The 19,374-nt window shown below is 68.2% G+C and carries 16 protein-coding genes; 8 read left to right on the top strand and 8 right to left on the bottom strand.

Annotated elements, in window-relative coordinates; all coding sequences use genetic code 11:
- The first annotated feature begins 106 nt into the window (after positions 1–106).
- The 4 genes from gcvH to CFB82_RS00800 all read left to right on the top strand — a co-directional run bounded on the left by gcvH (position 107) and on the right by CFB82_RS00800 (position 6,265).
- On the top strand, positions 107–487 hold the full coding sequence (gene gcvH / locus CFB82_RS00815) for a glycine cleavage system protein GcvH (RefSeq protein ID WP_069246810.1): 381 nt from the start codon (positions 107–109) through the stop codon (positions 485–487).
- Between the two features lie 144 nt (positions 488–631).
- Entirely contained in the window at positions 632–3,559 is a 2,928-nt protein-coding gene (gcvP, locus tag CFB82_RS00810; protein ID WP_089483200.1) for an aminomethyl-transferring glycine dehydrogenase, read from the top strand.
- Positions 3,560–3,709: 150 nt separating this feature from the next.
- Complete coding sequence (locus tag CFB82_RS00805; protein ID WP_071335544.1) at positions 3,710–4,846, top strand: alginate lyase family protein; 1,137 nt, start codon at positions 3,710–3,712, stop codon at positions 4,844–4,846.
- Positions 4,847–4,876: 30 nt separating this feature from the next.
- Complete coding sequence (locus CFB82_RS00800; RefSeq protein WP_047851476.1) at positions 4,877–6,265, top strand: L-serine ammonia-lyase; 1,389 nt, start codon at positions 4,877–4,879, stop codon at positions 6,263–6,265.
- A 58-nt stretch (positions 6,266–6,323) separates the two neighbouring features.
- Here the strand turns inward: CFB82_RS00800 and CFB82_RS00795 are convergent, their stop codons facing one another.
- From CFB82_RS00795 to CFB82_RS00785, 3 genes are all read right to left on the bottom strand, one after another.
- Positions 6,324–6,560: an antitoxin gene (locus CFB82_RS00795; protein ID WP_069249196.1), complete on the bottom strand. Its 237-nt coding sequence runs from the start codon at positions 6,558–6,560 to the stop codon at positions 6,324–6,326.
- Between the two features lie 186 nt (positions 6,561–6,746).
- Positions 6,747–7,031, bottom strand: a complete 285-nt coding sequence (locus tag CFB82_RS00790; RefSeq protein WP_069246808.1) for a type II toxin-antitoxin system RelE/ParE family toxin — start codon at positions 7,029–7,031, stop codon at positions 6,747–6,749.
- On the bottom strand, positions 7,028–7,489 hold the full coding sequence (locus CFB82_RS00785; protein WP_069246807.1) for a hypothetical protein: 462 nt from the start codon (positions 7,487–7,489) through the stop codon (positions 7,028–7,030). The genes CFB82_RS00790 and CFB82_RS00785 overlap by 4 nt, the downstream gene beginning before the upstream one ends.
- 283 nt (positions 7,490–7,772) lie before the next feature.
- Here CFB82_RS00785 and CFB82_RS00780 point away from each other — a divergent pair, with 283 nt between their 5' ends.
- A complete protein-coding gene (locus tag CFB82_RS00780) occupies positions 7,773–9,476 on the top strand; it encodes a thiamine pyrophosphate-binding protein (RefSeq protein WP_069246806.1) in 1,704 nt (567 codons plus the stop codon).
- On the top strand, positions 9,473–10,570 hold the full coding sequence (locus CFB82_RS00775) for an ADP-heptose--LPS heptosyltransferase (protein WP_069246805.1): 1,098 nt from the start codon (positions 9,473–9,475) through the stop codon (positions 10,568–10,570). Before CFB82_RS00780 ends, CFB82_RS00775 begins: the two co-directional genes overlap by 4 nt.
- A gap of 157 nt (positions 10,571–10,727) precedes the next feature.
- Here the strand turns inward: CFB82_RS00775 and CFB82_RS00770 are convergent, their stop codons facing one another.
- The 3 genes from CFB82_RS00770 to exaC form a co-directional block, all read right to left on the bottom strand.
- Positions 10,728–11,762 (bottom strand): helix-turn-helix domain-containing protein, encoded by a 1,035-nt coding sequence (locus CFB82_RS00770; protein ID WP_069249195.1) that lies wholly within the window; start codon positions 11,760–11,762, stop codon positions 10,728–10,730.
- Positions 11,763–11,981: 219 nt separating this feature from the next.
- Complete coding sequence (locus CFB82_RS00765; RefSeq protein ID WP_069246804.1) at positions 11,982–12,536, bottom strand: hypothetical protein; 555 nt, start codon at positions 12,534–12,536, stop codon at positions 11,982–11,984.
- A 316-nt stretch (positions 12,537–12,852) separates the two neighbouring features.
- Positions 12,853–14,379, bottom strand: a complete 1,527-nt coding sequence (gene exaC, locus CFB82_RS00760) for an acetaldehyde dehydrogenase ExaC (protein ID WP_069246803.1) — start codon at positions 14,377–14,379, stop codon at positions 12,853–12,855.
- Positions 14,380–14,653: 274 nt separating this feature from the next.
- On the opposite strand from exaC, the gene CFB82_RS00755 reads away from it, so the two are divergent.
- Positions 14,654–15,130, top strand: a complete 477-nt coding sequence (locus CFB82_RS00755; protein ID WP_089444742.1) for a pyridoxamine 5'-phosphate oxidase family protein — start codon at positions 14,654–14,656, stop codon at positions 15,128–15,130.
- A gap of 99 nt (positions 15,131–15,229) precedes the next feature.
- Here the strand turns inward: CFB82_RS00755 and CFB82_RS00750 are convergent, their stop codons facing one another.
- Positions 15,230–16,843 carry an MFS transporter gene (locus tag CFB82_RS00750; protein WP_069249194.1) on the bottom strand — a complete coding sequence of 538 codons (1,614 nt, stop codon included), beginning with the start codon at positions 16,841–16,843 and terminating at the stop codon, positions 15,230–15,232.
- Positions 16,844–16,997: 154 nt separating this feature from the next.
- Between CFB82_RS00750 and CFB82_RS00745 the strand changes: the two genes are divergently transcribed.
- A complete protein-coding gene (locus CFB82_RS00745; protein WP_069246801.1) occupies positions 16,998–17,882 on the top strand; it encodes a LysR family transcriptional regulator in 885 nt (294 codons plus the stop codon).
- 490 nt (positions 17,883–18,372) lie between these two features.
- Here CFB82_RS00745 and CFB82_RS00740 read toward each other — a convergent pair whose 3' ends face one another.
- Positions 18,373–19,056, bottom strand: coding sequence for a hypothetical protein (locus tag CFB82_RS00740; RefSeq protein ID WP_089483199.1), 684 nt, complete (start codon positions 19,054–19,056; stop codon positions 18,373–18,375).
- Between the last annotated feature and the right edge of the window lie 318 nt (positions 19,057–19,374).

The raw sequence follows: 19,374 nt of genomic DNA, 5'->3' as shown, positions 1-19,374 counted from the left end.
CCCGCCTCCCGGGAAGCCGGGAGATGGCGCCCGGCGCAACACCACACCCGGCGCGCCCCGGCGGCGCGCCAGCAAAACGAACACACCCTTTTATCAGGAGCATCCGATGAGCAACGTCCCGGCCGATCTGAAATATACCGACGAACACGAATGGATCCGCACCGAGGCGGACGGCACGCTGACGATCGGCATCACCGATCACGCGCAGAACACGCTTGGTGACATCGTGTTCCTCGAGTTGCCGAAAGTCGGCACGCAAGTGAAGGCAGGCGACGCGATCGGCGTCGTCGAATCGGTGAAAGCCGCGTCGGACATCTACTCGCCCGTGACCGGCGAAGTCGTCGCGATCAACACGGACGTGGCCGACAGCCCGGAAGACGTGAATGGCGATGCGTATGACGCATGGCTGTTCAAGATCAAGCTCGCGGCCGGCGCGTCGACCGACAACCTGCTCGACGCTGCCGCCTACAGCAAGCTGATCGACTAACCCTCCCTGAATCGCGCGGGACGGGTCAGCCACCCTGCCCCGCGCGGAACCCGGGCCGGCGTCAAGGCGCCGCTCCGGGTCGACCGCAAAGCATGGGGCCCGAGTCGGCGCTGAAGCGCCAGCCTGGGCCGACCAAGGAACGCCATGAAGCTCGAACACCTGGACCGCCTGATGAACCGCACGCCCCTCTCGCTCGCCGCGCTCGAAACGCACGACGCGTTCGCCGAACGCCACATCGGCCCCGACGCCGCCAGCCAGCAGGCCATGCTCGACACGCTCGGCTTCCCGTCGCGCGCCGCCCTGATCGACGCCGTGATCCCGGCCTCGATCCGCCGCGCCGAAACGCTGCCGCTCGGCCCGTTCGCGCAGCCGAAGAGCGAAGCCGAAGCCCTCGCCGCACTGCGTGCGCTCGCAGACAAGAACCAGGTGTTCCGCTCGTATATCGGTCAGGGTTACCACGACACGCACACGCCGGCCGTCATCCTGCGCAACGTGCTCGAAAACCCGGCGTGGTACACGGCCTACACGCCGTACCAGCCCGAAATTTCCCAGGGTCGCCTCGAGGCGCTCCTGAACTTCCAGCAGATGGTCGCCGACCTGACGGGCCTCGCGATCTCGAACGCGTCGCTGCTCGACGAAGCCACCGCCGCCGCCGAAGCGATGACGCTGCTGCAGCGCACCGGCAAGCCGACGTCGAACGTGTTCTACGTCGCCGACGACGTGCTGCCGCAAACGCTCGAAGTGATCCGCACGCGCGCGCTGCCGGTCGGCATCGAGGTCAAGACCGGCCCGGCCGCCGACGCCGCGCAAGCGAATGCATTCGGCGTGCTGCTGCAGTACCCGGGCGTGAACGGCGACGTGCGCGACTACCGCGCGCTCACCGAAGCGATCCACGCGGCCGGCGGCCACGTGGTCGTCGCGGCCGACCTGCTCGCGCTGACCGTGCTCACGCCGCCGGGCGACTGGGGCGCGGACGTCGCGATCGGCAACACGCAGCGCTTCGGCGTGCCGATGGGCTTCGGCGGCCCGCACGCCGCCTATCTCGCGGTGCGTGACGAATTCAAGCGCCAGATGCCGGGCCGCCTCGTCGGCGTGACGGTCGACGCGCAGGGCAAGCCCGCGCTGCGCCTCGCGCTGCAGACGCGCGAACAGCACATCCGCCGCGAGAAGGCCACGTCGAACGTGTGTACCGCGCAGGCGCTGCTCGCGATCATGGCCAGCATGTACGCGGTCTACCACGGCCCGCACGGCCTGAAGACGATCGCGCTGCGCGTGAACCGCATCGCGGCGCTGCTCGCCGCCGGCGTGAAGCAGCTCGGCTTCGCGACCGTCAACGACACGTTCTTCGACACGCTGACGATCGACACCGGTGCGCGCACCGCGCAGGTTCACGAATACGCGAAGGCGAAGCGCATCAACCTGCGCCGCGTGAGCGACACGCAAGTCGGCGTGTCGGTCGACGAAACGACGACGCGCGACGACCTCGCCGATCTCCTCGCCGTGTTCGCGCAAGCCGCGGGCGGCACCGCACCGGCCGTCGACGCGCTGGACGCGGGCCTCGCCGGCGTCCCCGCGCTGCCGGCCGGCCTCGAGCGCACGAGCGCGTACCTGACGCACCACGTGTTCAACCGCCACCATTCCGAAACCGAAATGCTGCGCTACCTGCGCAGCCTGTCGGACAAGGATCTCGCGCTCGACCGCTCGATGATCCCGCTCGGCTCGTGCACGATGAAGCTGAACGCGACGTCGGAAATGCTGCCCGTCACGTGGCCCGAATTCGGCGGCATCCACCCGTTCGCGCCGGCCGACCAGACCGTCGGCTACCGCGAGATGATCGACCAGCTCGAGCAGATGCTCGTCGCGGCCACCGGCTACGCGGCCGTGTCGCTGCAGCCGAACGCGGGCTCGCAGGGCGAGTACGCGGGCCTGCTGATCATCCACGCTTACCACGCGTCGCGCGGCGAAGCCCATCGCGACGTGTGCCTGATCCCGGCGTCCGCCCACGGCACGAACCCGGCATCGGCGCACATGGCCGGCATGAAGGTCGTGGTCGTTGCATGCGACGCGCAGGGCAACGTCGACATCGCCGATCTGAAGGCGAAGGCCGACGCGCACGCGAAGGACCTCGCGGCAATCATGATCACGTATCCGTCGACGCACGGCGTGTTCGAGCAGAACGTCCGCGAGATCTGCGAGATCGTCCATGCGCACGGCGGCCAGGTGTACGTCGACGGCGCGAACATGAACGCGATGGTCGGCCTGACCGCGCCGGGCCAGTTCGGCGGCGACGTGTCGCACCTGAACCTGCACAAGACCTTCTGCATCCCGCACGGCGGTGGCGGCCCGGGCGTCGGTCCGGTCGCGGTCGGCGCGCACCTCGCGAAGTTCCTGCCGAACCAGCGTTCGACCGGCTACACGCGTGAAGAAGACGGCATCGGTGCGGTATCGGCCGCGCCGTACGGCTCGGCGTCGATCCTGCCGATCTCGTGGATGTACATCGCGATGATGGGCGCGAAGAACCTGACCGCCGCGACGGAAACCGCGATCCTCAACGCGAACTACATCGCGAAGCGCCTCGCGCCGCACTACCCGGTGCTGTATTCGGGCCCGGGCGGGCTGGTCGCGCACGAATGCATTCTCGACCTGCGTCCGATCAAGGAATCGAGCGGCATCACCGTCGACGACGTCGCGAAGCGCCTGATGGACTACGGGTTCCACGCGCCGACGATGAGCTTCCCGGTCCCGGGCACGCTGATGGTCGAGCCGACCGAATCGGAATCGCAGGAAGAACTCGACCGCTTCATTGCCGCGATGATCGCGATCCGCGACGAAATCCGCGCAGTCGAGGAAGGCCGTGCCGACCGCGAGGACAACCCGCTGCGTCACGCACCGCACACGGCGGCCGTCGTCACCGCGAACGAATGGCCGCACGCGTACTCGCGCGAGCAGGCTGCGTACCCGGTCGCCTCGCTGGGCACGAACAAGTACTGGCCGCCGGTCGGCCGCGCGGACAACGTCTACGGCGACCGCAACCTGTTCTGCTCGTGCGTGCCGATGTCGGATTACGCGTAACGCGCGCCAGGCCAGGAGCCGCCCGATGGTGACCGCACCGCACGCAACCCGGGTTGCGTGCGGTTTTTTTGTTCGCCGCTCGAACCGGTTCACGTTCGTCCGCCAATCCGGCTAACATCACACGCGATCCAGCCAATGAAGGAGTTCCGCATGGTGCGTCCGATGTTTCCGGGCCATGGTGCAATGCAAGGGCGGCCGCGCGCGCGCCGTGTCGTGCCGATGCTCGTCGCGTCGCTGTCGTTTGCCGCCGCCGGCCTCGGCGCGTCCGGCAGCGCGCGCGCGGCGATGAATTTCTGCGCGGCGCCGGCACTGCAGGCGAGCGAGACGACACAGGCCGAGCCGGGCATCCAGGCGCTGATCCGCAGCGTCGACGCGCGCATCGGCGAGCAGCCGAAGGCGATGGCGCGCGTGCACACCGAGGGCACGCTGCCGCACGAAGGCATCTACGACCAGAGTGCCGCCGCGCTGAAGGATCTCGACCTGATGCGCGATGCCGCGCTCGCGTGGCGCGTGACGAACGCGCCGCGCTACCTGCAGCTCGTCGACCGCTTCCTGTCCGCGTGGGTCGCGACCTACCAGCCGAGCTTCAACCCGATCGACGAGACGCGTTTCGAAAGCCTGATCGTCGCGTACGACATGACCGCGAGCGCGCTGCCGGTGAAGACCCGCAACGCGACGGCCGCGTTCATCGCGAAGCTCGGCGCCGGCTACGTCGCGCAGATCGACGCGCAGAAGCGTCCGCTCACGGGCACCTGGCGCAACAACTGGCAGAGCCACCGGATCAAGCTGATCGCGCTGTCCGCGTTCACGCTCGGCGACCGCAAGATGATGAACGCCGCGCAGCGGCTGTTCGTCGAGCATCTCGCCGACAACATCGGCCCGGACGGCAAGACCTGGGACTTCGAGGAACGCGATGCGCTGCATTACGCGGTCTACGACCTGCAGCCGCTGGTGACGGCAGCGCTCGCCGCGCGCCGCTTCAACCGCAACTGGCTGCGCGAACGGGGCGCGAACGGCGCGACGCTCGCGGCCGCGCTTGACTGGCTCGTGCCGTACGCGCTCGGCGAAAAAACGCACGAGGAATTCGTGAATTCGCCGGTGCCGTTCGATGCGAAGCGCCGCGAGGCCGGTTTGCCCGGCTACACGGGGCAGTGGGACCCGAAAAACGCCACCGAACTCTTTCATCTGGCCGCGCGGCTCGACGGGCGCTATGCCCGCGTCGCGCAGCAGCTTTCCCCAACGCCGCCCGCATGGCTCGCCGCGTGCCTGCCGTTGCAGGCGCGCTAGCAATATTCTTAAAGCAAGGCAGGAATCAATATGGCAGTCAGCGTCTTTGACCTCTTCAAGATCGGCATCGGTCCGTCCAGCTCGCATACGGTCGGGCCAATGCGCGCGGCGCTGATGTTCGTCCAGGGACTCGAGCGTGACGGGCAACTCGACGCCACGGCCCACGTGAAGGTCGAGCTGTACGGCTCGCTCGGCGCGACCGGCAAGGGCCACGGCACCGACCGCGGCGTGATGCTCGGCCTGCTCGGCGACGCGCCCGATACCGTCGATCCCGACACGATCGACGCGCGGCTGGAAGACGTCCGCAAATCGAAGCAGCTCGCGCTGCTGGGCACGCATCCGGTGCCGTTCGTGCTGAAGGAGAACATCGCGTTCTACCGCCAGGCGCTGCCCGAGCACCCGAACGGGATGAAACTGCGCGCGTCCGACGCGAGCGGCAACGTGCTGGTCGAGCGCACCTACCTGTCGGTCGGCGGCGGCTTCGTCGTGACGGCCGGCGCACCGAACACGAAGGTGCTGAGCGCGGCCGAGCAGATGACCCACCCGTTCCGCACCGGCGCCGAGCTGCTCGCGCTGACCGAGTCGACCGGCAAGTCGATCGCGCAGCTGATGTGGGAAAACGAGCGCGCGTGGCATACCGAGGAAGAGACGCGCGACGGCCTGCTGAAGATCTGGGCCGTGATGCAATCGTGCGTGTCGCGCGGCTGCGGGATCGGCAACCCGGAAGCCGACGGCAACCTGCCCGGCCCGTTCCAGGTCAAGCGCCGCGCGCCGCAGTTGTACCGCACGCTGACGGGCAGCCCCGAGCGCGCGCTGCAGGACCCGCTGTCGATGATCGACTGGATCAACCTGTACGCGATCGCGGTCAACGAGGAAAACGCGGCCGGCGGCCGCGTCGTCACCGCGCCGACCAACGGCGCGGCCGGCATCATCCCGGCCGTGCTGCACTACTACACGCGCTTCACGCCCGGTGCGAACGAACAGGGCGTGATCGACTTCCTGTTGACGGCCGCCGCGATCGGCATTCTTTACAAGCTCAACGCGTCGATTTCGGGTGCGGAAGTCGGTTGCCAGGGCGAAGTGGGCGTCGCGTGCTCGATGGCGGCCGGCGCGCTGGCGGCCGTGCTCGGCGGCACGCCGCAGCAGGTCGAGAACGCGGCCGAAATCGGGATGGAACACAACCTCGGCCTCACCTGCGACCCGGTCGGCGGGATGGTGCAGATCCCCTGCATCGAGCGCAACGCGATGGCGTCGGTGAAGGCAGTCAACGCGGCGCGCATGGCGCTGCGCGGCGACGGCTCGCACTATGTGTCGCTCGACTCCGTGATCAAGACGATGCGCGAAACGGGCGCCGACATGAAGACGAAGTACAAGGAAACGTCGCGCGGCGGGCTCGCGGTGAATATCGTCGAGTGCTGATGCGGGATCCGATGGTCATGGGGACACTCCGCGTCTCGCATGACCATCGGGTGCAAAATCACCCATCCTTGCGTTCGGCCTGCTTCTGGTCGCGATGCCCATCGGCCATGAAATCCGGCCCGAATTTCGCGAATTTCTCGAGCACATGGGTCAAAGGCCGTCGCACCGGCCGAATACGGATCTCGTCGCCGACGCGCTTGATTTCCAGCTCGATATCGCTGCGTTCATAGGCGAGGTCGGCAGGAATTTGCACGGCCTGCGCGTTGCCATTCCGAAATACCTTTGTGGTGTACATGTCTTTCTCCCACATCCGGATGTACCGGAGATATCCGTTAAATCATGCAGTCGATGATGTACGTCCAGGCGCGCGCATGGTCATCCACCCGGCATCGATTCGAAAACACACGCCGCCCCGGCAGTCTTCTCCGTTCCGGGCGTGGCCCCACCCACACCTGGTGAATCAGCCCGTGCAGATACCGCATCACGGCCACTGCCGTCGTGCATGCAACACACGAAGGATCTCCACGACGCCCTCGGCCGGCCGGATGCGATACACGACCACATAGTTCGGCGCGATCACCAGCTCGCGCGTGCCGGCCACCCACCCTTGCCGATACAACTCGGCGTGAGCCGGTAACGCCGCCGCCCTTTGTTCCAGCAGTTCGTCGAGTTCGAGCGCGGCCAGCGGGTCATTCTCGGCGATGTAGTCCATGATCGCGGCGCGATCCTCGTACGCCTTCGGATTCCAGTGCAGCTCGAGGGTCAAGAAGCATCCCCGCGCCTGCCCGCGAGTCGCTCACGCAGCGCCGCACGGCGCGACGCGAAGTCGGCGCTGACTTCGGCGTCGAGAATCGACGCACGCGGATCGTCCAGCGCCTGCTGAACCTGTTCGCGAAACCAGCGGTCGTGGGCTGCGGCCTCGTGCGCCGCCTTCAACGCGGCTGAACGATCGGGCCTGGCCGCCCGACCGGCCGCATCCGGATCGAACGTCGATGCATCCACGTCGAACCGGCTGATGCCGATGTCTCGCAGAAAGCCGACCAGCGTTTCGAAACGGCGAAACACCCGCACGTCGCCGCGCTTGGCCGACAGGAAGCGTTCGTTCGCACCGCAACGGGCCGACAGCGCCCAGCCGTTGCCGCAACCGACCACGCGGGCCGCGCACACCGCGCCGGCTTCGACCAACTCCGTTAGTGTCTTTTGATCGATCGTTTCGGTCGTCATGGCGATTCTCGCCCCCCTTTCTTCGCTCATTCTCTAAAATTTTACTATTGAATGGCATCCCATTTTATTGTTATTTGGGATGCCTGCGTACCGGATCGAGACAAGCGTCAGGTCTACGTCCCTGGCGCTCACTTTCCGCCGTCACGCAAGCGTGCACAAGCTGGCCAATCGGCCAGCCGACGCCGAACCGCTCACCGTTCCGACACTTTTCACCGGCCGGCATACCGACGCCCGGCCAACCGGCGTAAGCTGTACGTCCCGCTACCCAGGGAGACGGCAGCCCATGTCGCATTCCAAGGATCTCGAGCAGCCCGCCACCACCGGCGCGCGACTGCTCGTCGATGCGTTGCTCGCCAATCACGTCGAACGCGTGTTCTGCGTGCCGGGCGAGAGTTTCCTCGCCGTACTCGATGCGCTGGCGGACGACACCGCGCGCATCCAGACGGTCGTCTGCCGCCACGAGGCGGCCGCCGCGAACATGGCCGAGGCCGTCGGCAAGCTCACCGGCCGGCCCGGCATCGCGTTCGTCACACGCGGGCCCGGCGCGACCCACGCGTCGATCGGCGTGCACACCGCGTTCCAGGATTCGACGCCGATGATCCTGTTCGTCGGCCAGTGCGCCCGCGAGCACCTCGACCGCGAAGCCTTCCAGGAAATCGACTATCGGCGGATGTTCGGCCAGATGGCGAAATGGGTCGCGCAGATCGACGACCCGCGCCGCATTCCCGAATACCTGAGCCACGCGTTCCATGTCGCGACGTCCGGCCGTCCCGGCCCGGTCGTACTCGCGCTGCCGGAAGACGTGCTGTCCGAAGCGTGCGCGCCGCAGCCGGTCGTGCCGGCCGCGAAACGCGTCGCGGCCGCGCCGTCGGCCGCGCAGCTCGATGAACTGCGCGAGCGGCTCGCGCGCGCGGAACGGCCGTTCGCGATCGTCGGCGGCAGCGGCTGGACACCCGACGCGTGCGCGAACCTGCGCACCTTCGTCGAGCGCTGGCAGTTGCCGGTGGCCTGCGCGTTCCGCTACCAGGACACGATCGACAACGCGCACCCGAACTACGCGGGCGACGTCGGGCTCGGGATCAACCCCGCGCTCGCGAAGCGCATCCGCGACGCCGACCTGCTGCTCGTGATCGGGCCGCGTCTCGGCGAAGCGACGACCGGCGGCTACACGCTGCTCGACATCCCGAAGACACGCCAGACGCTGATCCACGTGCACCAGGGTGCGGACGAGCTTGGCCGCGTGTATGCGGCCGACCTGCCGATCGTGTCGGGCATGCCCGAAATCGCCGCGCCGCTCGCCGCGCTCGAGCCGCTCGAACACCCCGCATGGGCCGGCACCGCTGCCGACGCGCATCGCGCGTATCGCGAATGGCATGCGCCGCTGCCGATGCCCGGCGACGTCCAGCTCGGCGACGTGATGGTGCAGCTGCGCGAGCGCCTGCCGCATGACGCGATCCTCACCAACGGCGCCGGCAACTATGCGATCTGGCTGCATCGCCACTTCGCGTACCGGCACTTCCGCTCGCAGCTCGCGCCGACCAGCGGCGCGATGGGCTACGGCGTGCCGGCCGCGCTTGCCGCGAAGTCGCTGTACCCGTCGCGCGCCGTCGTCGCGCTCGCGGGTGACGGCTGCTTCATGATGGCCGGCAACGAGCTCGCGACCGCGATGCAGTACGGGCTGAACATCGTCGTGATCGTCGTCAACAACGGGCATTTCGGCACGATCCGCATGCATCAGGAGCGCAACTACCCGGGGCGCGTGCATGGCACGGGGCTCACGAATCCCGATTTCGCCGCGTATGCGCGCGCGTTCGGCGCGCATGGCGAGACCGTCGAGCGCACCGCCGATTTCGCGCCCGCGCTCGAGCGCGCGCTGACCAGCGGGCTGCCTGCACTGATCGAGATCCGCATCCCGCAGGACGCCAGCACGCCGGCCGCGACGCTCGAACAGATCCGCGAGCAGGGCCGCCGCGCGCGCGGCGGATGACGGTGGACACGTACGCCGCGCCGCCCGGCGTCGCGCTGTCGCACGACGACGCACTCACGTTCCCTGGCACGCTGCTCGCGCCGGATGGCACGCTCGTCGCGCCTTATGACCTGGAGCACGGCGGCGCGCGTGCCGGCGGCAACGTGCCGGCCGCGCCCGCACGCGGCCTGCTGCACGCCGCGCACCGGCCGTTCAGGCTCGACTACGACAGCGCACGGCACGTACACGTGATCAACGGGATGGGTGTCACGCTCGGCGATTCAGTGATCGGGCTCACGGCCCTCGCCGCGCTGCGCGCCGCGCACCCGGGCCTGCACTTCACGCTGTATCGACCGGCCTGCGCGCCGGGTTATGTCGAGGCGCTGTATGCGCTCGCTGCCGACAGCGTCGCGCCGTCGCGCGCACTGCCGTACCCCGCCGGCGCGCTGCCGGCGGACGCGCCGTGCATCGACGTCGGCAATCACCTGTACTGGCCCGCGTTCGCGCGGCTGCCGATGATCGATTTCTTCCTCGACGCGCTCGGCGTGGAACCCGCGTCGGTGCCGGCGTCGGCCAAGCGCAACCGCTGGCTCGCGCAGTTGCCGCTGCCTGCGTTGCCTGCGCAATGGCAGCGCCCGTACGTGCTGTTCTGCGCGACCGCGAGCACCGCGTTGCGCAGCGTGCCGCCGGCACTGCAGGCAACGATCGTCGAGCAGCTCGTGCAGCGCTACGGGTTGCCGGTCGCCGGGTTCTGGCCCGTCGCGCATCCCGCGTATGTCGACGTGAGCGCCGATGCGGCCGGCGGTACGGCCCGGTTCATGGCATGGGTCAAGGGTGCCAGCCTGCTGTTCGCGCCCGACACGGCAGCGCTGCATCTCGCCGACGGTTTCGACGTGCCGACGCTCGCGTGCTTCACGACGATCGGGCCGGCGCTGCGCGTGCGCGACTATCCGCATTGCGTGCCGGTCGCGCTCGACGTGCCCGCCGAATTGCGCGGGATGCATCGCAGCGAGCGGCCGGCCGATCTCGCGGCGGTCGAGGCCGCCTATCGCGCGATCGACTGGGATGCGCTGGCGTGGCCCGCGCCGCGCGAAGCGGCGGCTACGGCCGAATAGGGAAACAGGGCGGCGGCGGCCGGTTGCGAGGCCGAAAGCGTCGCTGCTGCGTGTACGCGCCGCCTGAGCCTGAGCCTGAGCCTGAGCCTGAGCCTGAGTCGATGTCAGTGCCGGTGCCTAAGCCGAACCAAGAACCGCTTCGACTACCGCCCCGCGCTCACCCCACCGCCACCATCACCGCGCGATCGCGCAGCGTCTCCGACGGCCGCTTGCCGAACAGCCGCCGGTAATCCGTCGCGAACTGGCTGAGATGCCAGAAGCCCCACGCCTCCGCCACGTCCTGCACCGAACCGGCCGCGCGGCCGCACAGGTCGCGCCGCGCGCCGTTCAGCCGCAACGTGCGCAGATAGGTCGCGGGCGCCATGCCGAGCACGTCCTGGAAGCAGTACTGCAGCGTGCGCCGGCTCACGTGCAACTGCTCGCACAGCTCGGGCACGCCGACCGGGCGCGTGCGGTGCGCAAGCACGTAGTCGCGTGCCTGCTCGACGATCCAGCGGCGCGTCGACGGCGCACGGCCGGCGTCGTCGTCGGCCGGTTGCGCGCACACGTCGAACAGCGCGGCCAGCACCTCGCCCTGCAGGTCGTCACGCTGCGCATCGGCCAGCGGGCCGGCCATCGCCACCGCACCGTCGAGCCGTCGGCCGAGCAGTGCGCACAGGCGCGCGAGCCGCGCATCGCCGACCTGCATCACGCGCTGCGTGAACAGCCGCTCGTCGAGCGCGCAGTGCTCGACCTCTTCCGCGTAGTGACGCAGCACGTCGCCGCGCACGACGACGCCGTAGATCGAGAACTGCGCGGGCGTCACCAGTTCGAACTCGACGTTGCCGGGCCGGAACGCGAGCGCACCCGGCCCGATGCGGCACGCATCGACGCGCGCGGTGCCGTCGCTCACGAGCGGGATGCCGAACCAGTACGCGTCGCCGCGCACCTCGCACGCCTGGCGCAGCAGGTGGCTCGTCGATTCGCGAAACAGCTTCATCGTGTCGAGCGGCAGCTCGGTCAGCGTGCCGACGAAGCGGCCGGCCGCGAGCTGGTCGTAGGTCTGCCGCCAGCCGATCAGGTTGCGCGCCTGCTCGTCGGCGTCATGCGCGACGCTGACGACCGCCTGCCCGGCCAGCGCATCGTCGCCCTGCGCGTTGCGCCGCGTGTCTTCGGCCGTCGGTTCTTTGCTGCACGCCACGTATTGATCCATCGTGTCCTCCTTCACCTGCCCGGAACCGCACCTGTCACGCAAGTCCCGTGCCGAACCGTGCGCGACCTGCGCAAAGCCCGTCATTCGGCGCCCGCGCGGCCTGCGCGCGCCATGTAGGCACATCCAAACGCCCAGCCGTACGCACTCCGCCAGTGCGGCACGCGCCACGCCGGCGCACCCGGTGCGCGCCGCCCATCCGGCGCGATACACGGCGGCCGGCTAGCCACCGTTCGCGGGCCGCAGCCGCACGACCCGCGTGCCGCAATTGCCGTACACCTGCGCGACCGCCAGCTCGACGATCGCGCAGCCGGCCGGCCACGGCGCCGCGTCCGCCTCGGACAGATCCGTCCGCAGCGTCGCGCGCCCGTTGATCCGGTAACGGATACCGCGCATGAAGTCGACGAACAGCAACCCGACGCCGCTGCCATTACACCGCGCCGCATCGATCCGGCCACCGTCGCCCTCGCCGTACACCGGCAGCACGAAGCGCAGCGTCTTCGTATCGATCACGCGCACGACCGGCAGCAGGTCGCCGTTCGCGTCGCGCCGGCTCTGCACGATGTCGCAGGTCACGCCCGCCTGGCCGCCGCACGCCGTGCCGACGAACATGAATGGCTGGGTCTCGATGAACTGCCGCACGCCGATGCTCAGCCGCGTCGTCACGACGTCGCTCATCCGCTCGGCCTCGTCGGCGACGCCGAAACGGTGTTGCGCGTCGAGTTCACCTGCGTGGAACACGGGATGGCGCGGATAGGATCGGGGCGGTTCTGACATGGGGTTTTACGGCCGGCGCGCCGGCTCGACTTGCCGCGGAAAACGAACGACCATCGGTATCGTTTCCGGCGAAGGCCGCGACAATGCGCGCCGGTACCAGGTTGCAAATGCGAATGGGCGGAAACGGTCAATCTCCGGATCACCGGTCGGCCGCGCGGCACGCATCCGCGCACCCGTGGTCGGCCAGGCAACCACCGTCGCCCGACACGACACGCACTCGACGACCCTCCGGTGTCCGAAGCTTTTCCGCTCAAGACGGCGCCCCGACCGGCCGACGCATACCGCGCCGCCAGCCGGTCAGGACGCGCACGCGGGATCAGAAGAACCCGAGCGCCTCGGCCTGGTAGCTCACCAGCAGGCACTTCGTCTGCTGATAGTTCGACAGCGCCATCTTGTGCGTCTCGCGGCCGATCCCCGACTGCTTGTAGCCACCGAACGCCGCATGCGCGGGATAAAGGTGATAGCAGTTGGTCCACACGCGGCCGGCCTCGACCTCGCGGCCCATCCGGTACGCACGCGTGCCGTTGCGCGTCCACACGCCCGCGCCGAGCCCGTAGAACGTGTCGTTCGCGAGTTCGATCGCGTCCTGCTCGTCCTTGAACGTCATCACCGACGCGACCGGCCCGAAGATCTCTTCCTGGAACACGCGCATCTTGTTGTTGCCGAGCAGCATCGTCGGTTTCACGTAGTAGCCCGTGCCGAGTTCCGCCGCCGGCGCCGTGCGCTCGCCGCCCGTCAGGCATTGCGCGCCTTCGCCGCGGCCGATGTCGATGTACGACAGGATCTTGTCGAGCTGCTGCTGCGAGGCCTGCGCGCCGATCATCGTCTGCAGGTCGAGCGGGTGGCCGGCCTTGATGCGCTCGACCCGCGCAACCGCCTTCTCGATGAACTTCTCGTAGATCGATTCCTGGATCAGGATCCGCGACGGGCACGTGCACACTTCGCCCTGGTTCAGCGCGAACATCGCGAGCCCTTCGAGCGCCTTGTCGAGGAACGCGTCGTCCTGGTCGAGCACGTCGGCGAAGAAGATGTTCGGGCTCTTGCCGCCCAGTTCGACCGTCGACGGGATCAGGCTGTCGGCCGCGGCGCGCAGGATGTGCTTGCCGACCGGCGTCGAGCCCGTGAACGCGATCTTCGCGATGCGCTTGCTGGTCGCGAGCGCTTCGCCCGCTTCCTTGCCGAAGCCGTTCACGATGTTGATCGTGCCGGCCGGGAACAGGTCGCCGATCAGCTCCATCAGCACCAGCACCGACGCGGGCGTCTGCTCGGCCGGCTTCATCACCACGCAGCAGCCGGCCGCGAGCGCCGGCGCGAGCTTCCATGCGGCCATCAGCAGCGGGAAGTTCCACGGGATGATCTGGCCGACGACGCCGAGCGGTTCGTGGAAGTGATACGCGACGGTGTTGTCGTCGATTTCGGAGATGCCGCCTTCCTGCGCGCGGATGCAGCCCGCGAAGTAGCGGAAGTGGTCGATCGCGAGCGGCAGGTCGGCCGCCATCGTCTCGCGCAGCGGCTTGCCGTTGTCGATCGTCTCGGCCACCGCCAGCAGCTTCAGGTTCTTTTCCATCCGGTCGGCGGCGGCGAGCAGCAGGTTCGCGCGCTCGGCGACCGACGTCTTGCCCCACTTGCGGCGCGCGGCGTGCGCGGCGTCGAGCGCGAGCTCGATGTCGTCGGCGCCCGAGCGCGGTATGTGACAGAACGGCTGGCCGTTGATCGGCGACACGTTCTCGAAGTACTCACCTTTCACCGGCGGAACCCACTTGCCGCCGATGTAGTTGTCGTATTGCTGACGGTACGGGTATTCGACGTCGAGGCCCAGTTGCTTCAGGTCAAACGGGTTCATACATGTCTCCTGTTCATCGTGCTTGTGTGAGTACAGCGCCGGTTGGCATTGCGCTGCCCTCGTTTACGCAACATGCGTGCCAAACAGGACGGAAACACGGTAACCCCGGCCGGCCCGCGTGCGCACCGTGCCGTGTTCACCGACGCAGCATGGCGGGTGTGCCGATTCTGAACAGCACGGTTGCGCAGCGCGCCGGGACGGTGTTCGAAATTTCCACAGTGCGCGAGCGCATCTGCGCGCGGAGGCAGGCCGCGCCGCGTGGCATGTCGCTTGCATGCGCCCTGCGCATTCCCACGCAACGGCGTGTGCGCCGACCGACACCATGAACGACCGCGGCCCCCTGACCGACGACGCCATCGCGTTCATCCGCGAGCAGGCGTTCCTGATCGTCGCGACCGCCGACGCGGCCGGCAACAGCGACTGCTCGTATCGCGGCCGCCAGCCACGCGCGGACGGCTCGTTCGAGCCGCTCGTCGACCTGCCCGACCGCCGTACGCTCGTGCTGCCCGACTTCGCGGGCAACAATCTGTTCAACACGATCGGCAACCTGCTCGTGAATCCGGTCATCGCGCTGCTGTTCGTCGACTTCGTGCGGCAGACGACCTGGCTCGTGCAGGGGCGCGCTACGATCGACGAGGATGCGGCAAGCCGCGCGCATCTGTGGCCCGATGCGCGGCGCCATGTGGTGGTTGAAGTGGAACATGCGCAGGCACGGGCGGATGCGGCACTGCCGCCGCTGGTGCTGGCGTGATGGGCGTGGCGGATCGTCAGCGTGCGAATGCAGCTGACGTAATGGAAACGACGCGCCGGCCGTCCAGCCCGACGCGCCCTGTGCGCGATGACGCGACGCTCAACGCCCGTGCGTCTCCGCACACGCTGCTTCGATCCGGCTGTGCACCGGCACGTCGGCATGCGCGTGCCCGTCGGTATCGTCGCCCGTTTCGGCAGCCACCCGCCGCCCGCCGAGAAACGCGAACACCACCCCTGCACACAGCACCGTCACGACCGCCAGCCCGATCAACAATCGATCGAACGCATGCGTGTAGCTCGCGAGCAGCGCCGCATGCCCGACACCCGGCAACACGGCCGCCGCGCCCGCGAGATCGCCGGTCGCGAGCCGCGCCGCCGCACGCAGCGTCGCGTCAGGCGTGCCGGCGGCACCCGCCGCCTGCGTCAGCCCGGTCCGCGCGAGCCCGGCCAGCACCGCACCGACGATCGCGAGCGCGATCCCCTCGCCGGCCACGCGCGTCGTGCTGAAAATCCCCGTCGCCATCCCCGCGCGCTCCTTCGGCACGACGCTCACCGACAGCCCGTCCATCAGCCCCCACGGCATCCCGGCCCCGACGCCGATCGTCACCATCGGCGTGATCGCCGCGAGCCCTGCGCCGCTGCGCAGCACGATGCCCAGCCACACGAGCCCGGCCGCCGCGATCAGGAGCCCGAGCCCCGAGATCACGCCCGCCGACAGCCAGCGCGTGAGCGTCGCCGCGATGAACGGCACGACCAGCATCGGCGCGGAAATCGCGAGCATCAGCCAGCCGGCGTCGATCTCGCTGAAGCCGTCGATGCCGATGAAGCGCAGCGGCAACACGACGAGCAGCACGATGTAGCAGCAGCAGGTCGACACCGGCAGCACCTGCACGCCGACGAAGCGCGCGATCCGGAACAGCGACAGGTCGAGCATCGGCCGCGCGACGCGCGTCTCGATCGCGACGAACGCACACGCGCCGAGCGCCGCGCCGGCCAGCAGCGCGATCACCAGCGGGCTCGACCAGCCGCGCGCGGGCGCCTCGATCACGCCGAACGTGAACAGCGTCAGCGCGGTGGTGAACGCGGCCGTGCCGGGCCAGTCGAGCCCCGTCGCGTGCGGGTCGCGCGACTCGTGCATGCGCGGCAGCCCGAATACGAGCGACAGCCCGCCGGCCACCGCGCTCGCCACGAAGATCGCGCGCCAGCCGACATGCCCGATCAGCGCGCCGGCGAGCACCGGCCCGAACGCGAGCCCGATGCCGAAGGTGGTGCCGAGCAGGCTGAAGGCGCGCGTGCGCGCCGCGCCGTCGAACTCCTGCGCAAGCGCGGCCGTGCCGCCCGCCAGCGCCGCGGCCGCCGCGAGCCCTTGGGCGGCGCGCAGCAGGTCGACCGCGAGCATCGACGGCGCGAACGCGAGCGCGATCGACATCAGCGTGAAGCCGCCGACGCCGATCGCGAACAGGCGCTTGCGGCCGAACTGGTCGGCCAGCGCACCGGCCGCCATCAGGAAACTGCCGAACGCGAGCATGAACGCGTTGGTGATCCAGTTCATCGCGACCGTCCCGCCGTGCAGGTCGCGGCCGATCGCGGGCGTCGCGACGGCGCCGCCCGAAAACGACAGCGGCAGCGCGACGGCGGCCATGCAGACGGCCGCCAGCACCCACGCGCGCCGGCGTGCCGACGGGTCCGAAGCGGCTGAAAAAGGGTGATCCATCATCGCTCCTCGAAAAGCCGGCGCGGATGCGCCGTCAGAGCGACAGAAGATAAATCCGATTCAATCGGCGAAAAACCACGCGAAGCTCCGCATATAACGGACTAGAATTCCGCAATTCACTTGGCCACGTGCGTCGACGCACGCCTTCGATTCGATGGACAACCTGACCGGCATCGTCGCCTTCGTCCGCACCGCCGAAGCCTTGAGCTTCGTCGCGGCCGGCCGCGCGCTCGGCATCTCGGCGTCGGCGGTCGGCAAGACGATCGCGAAACTCGAACAGTCGCTCGGCGTGCGCCTGTTCAACCGCACGACGCGGCGCGTCACGCTCACCGAAGAAGGGCGGCACTTCTACGAACGCTGCCAGCGGATCCTCGAGGATTTCCGCGACGCGGAAGCGACCGTGACGGCATCCGCGCAGCGCCCGCGCGGCAAGCTGCGCGTGAGCCTGCCGGTGATCGGCTACCGGTTCCTGCTGCCGGTGCTGCCCGAATTCCGGCAGCGCTACCCGGACGTCGAGCTCGATCTCGATTTCAACGACCGGATGGTGGATGTCGTCGAAGGCGGCTTCGACGCGGTGATCCGCAGCGGCCCGCTGTCGGATTCGAGCCTGATGTCGCGGCGGCTCGGCCCGTTCGCGTTCGTGCTGTGCGCGACGCCCGCGTATCTCGCGCAGGCCGGCACGCCGCGCACGCCGCGCGATCTCGAAGCGCACGACTGCGTGCGCTACTGCTTCCCGACCACCGGCAAGCTGCAGGACTGGGCGCTCGCGGCCGACGACGGCACGCCGCTGAAGCTGCGCACCGCGCTGACCTGCAACAACATGGAGGCGCTGCGCGGCACCGTGCTCGCGGGGCTCGGCATCGGCTACATGCCCGACTTCCTCGCGCGCGACGCGCTCGAACAGGGCGCGCTCGTTACCGTGCTCGACGACTACCGGATCGCGCCGGGGCAGTTCTCGATCGTGTGGCCGTCGAGCCGGCAGTTGTCGCCGAAGCTGCGCGTGTTCGTCGATTTTCTGTGCGAGCGGTTGTTCAGGTAGCATTCAGTCCGGCGCCAGTGAACCAGGAACGCCGATGCGACGTCATACCTCGTCGCTTCGGGCCGCGCGTATCTGCCGCTTCATCGCACGGTCGTACGCCTCAAAACGCTGCCACGCATCCGCTGTGCGCACATGGGGCCGTTCCCGATGTGAACTGATCCACCACGGCTTGCCTCGATGCTCATACCAGCGCCACACCGCCGCCTGCGCAATCTCGTGTTCCCGGTCAGGACACACGCCGTCGACGACATCCTCTATATGAAGGAAACATGCGAGATGCCGTCGCCATCGATCACACAGTTCGTCCGCGATCAGCCCCACCGTGAAGCTTAGAAAGATCAACGCATATTGCAGGGGGGGTTGCCGTACCCAGTACTTCCGACACATACCAGTAACTCGCAGTCATCCAGACGGCACACGCCAGCAGCGAGAGCCACCACAACGCCACGAACCGGGGAATGCTGAATTGCCGAAATGCGTTCATCGCTGCTTACCCGTATTGGCGCCACACGTCGTCGGCATAGAGCCGCTGTGCGAGGATGCGCCAGCCACCGCACACGATCACGACGACAACCATGACACTGGTGAACACCGTTTCGAACGTGCCCCACGCATTGTCGGGGGACAGCAGCATCCCGAATACCCACATCGCCACACACGCGACGAGTTCGACGGCTGGGAACAGGTTGTACTCATAGTCTGTCTTCCACGGCGCGTCCACGCTCGGCAGCTCCTTGACGACAAGATTGAGCGCGACGCCCTCCGCGTGAGGCAGTGCGACAAGCTGCGCCCCCTGACCATATAACGCCATCTTGCCGGCCAGCGCCTGAAGAACCCAGCGCGCGACCGGAGCCTGCGGACCAATCGCCGGATCAAGCGCATGTGCTTCAATCTTCAGATCGGCATCCCTGACCGCGCCCAGCGTCGCATGCTGCGCGAGTCCCTTGAGCCGGCTATGCCAGAAGTGACGGATTCGCTCGCGTGGCGCCTGCGCCGCGTTGAGCAGCAACGCTAGCGACCTGTCGACCTGATCGGCTTCCCCGACGACCTGACGAAGTAGCCAAGCCTGCCGCTTTAGCTCAGGTTTTTCCTGTATGAGCGCGCGCGAACCGAGCAGAAGCGCAACCGCTGCTTCCGATGTCGCCGGCGCAATGCCGGGGGCGTCATCATTCAAATGCCATGCGACAACAAGGCGATACCTCGGTGTTCCGTCAACTGCATAGTGGCTAGAGTGTTACGTCTCGATCAATTTGAGGCGGAACAGGGGGTTTTTGTCTCGCGTACGTCGAGCACGATTTTACGAACATCGCCGCGAACATCGCGAGACACGGCACCTATGAGATAGGCCGGTACTCCTCTGTTATCGTGAGACGGTTTCCACACCAGTCCACGAACGCAGAACAGCCCGGCCTATGCTTCGGATCGTACATTCGTTTCTCACGCTCGAACAGCATCTTCGCGCCATCGTCACCACGCCCCGGTCCTACCATCC

Source organism: Burkholderia sp. HI2714 (genome assembly GCF_002223085.1).
Classification (GTDB): domain Bacteria; phylum Pseudomonadota; class Gammaproteobacteria; order Burkholderiales; family Burkholderiaceae; genus Burkholderia; species Burkholderia lata_D.
The sequence above is the reverse complement of the archived record's forward strand: the minus strand, read 5'-3'. Positions and strand labels throughout refer to the sequence as shown.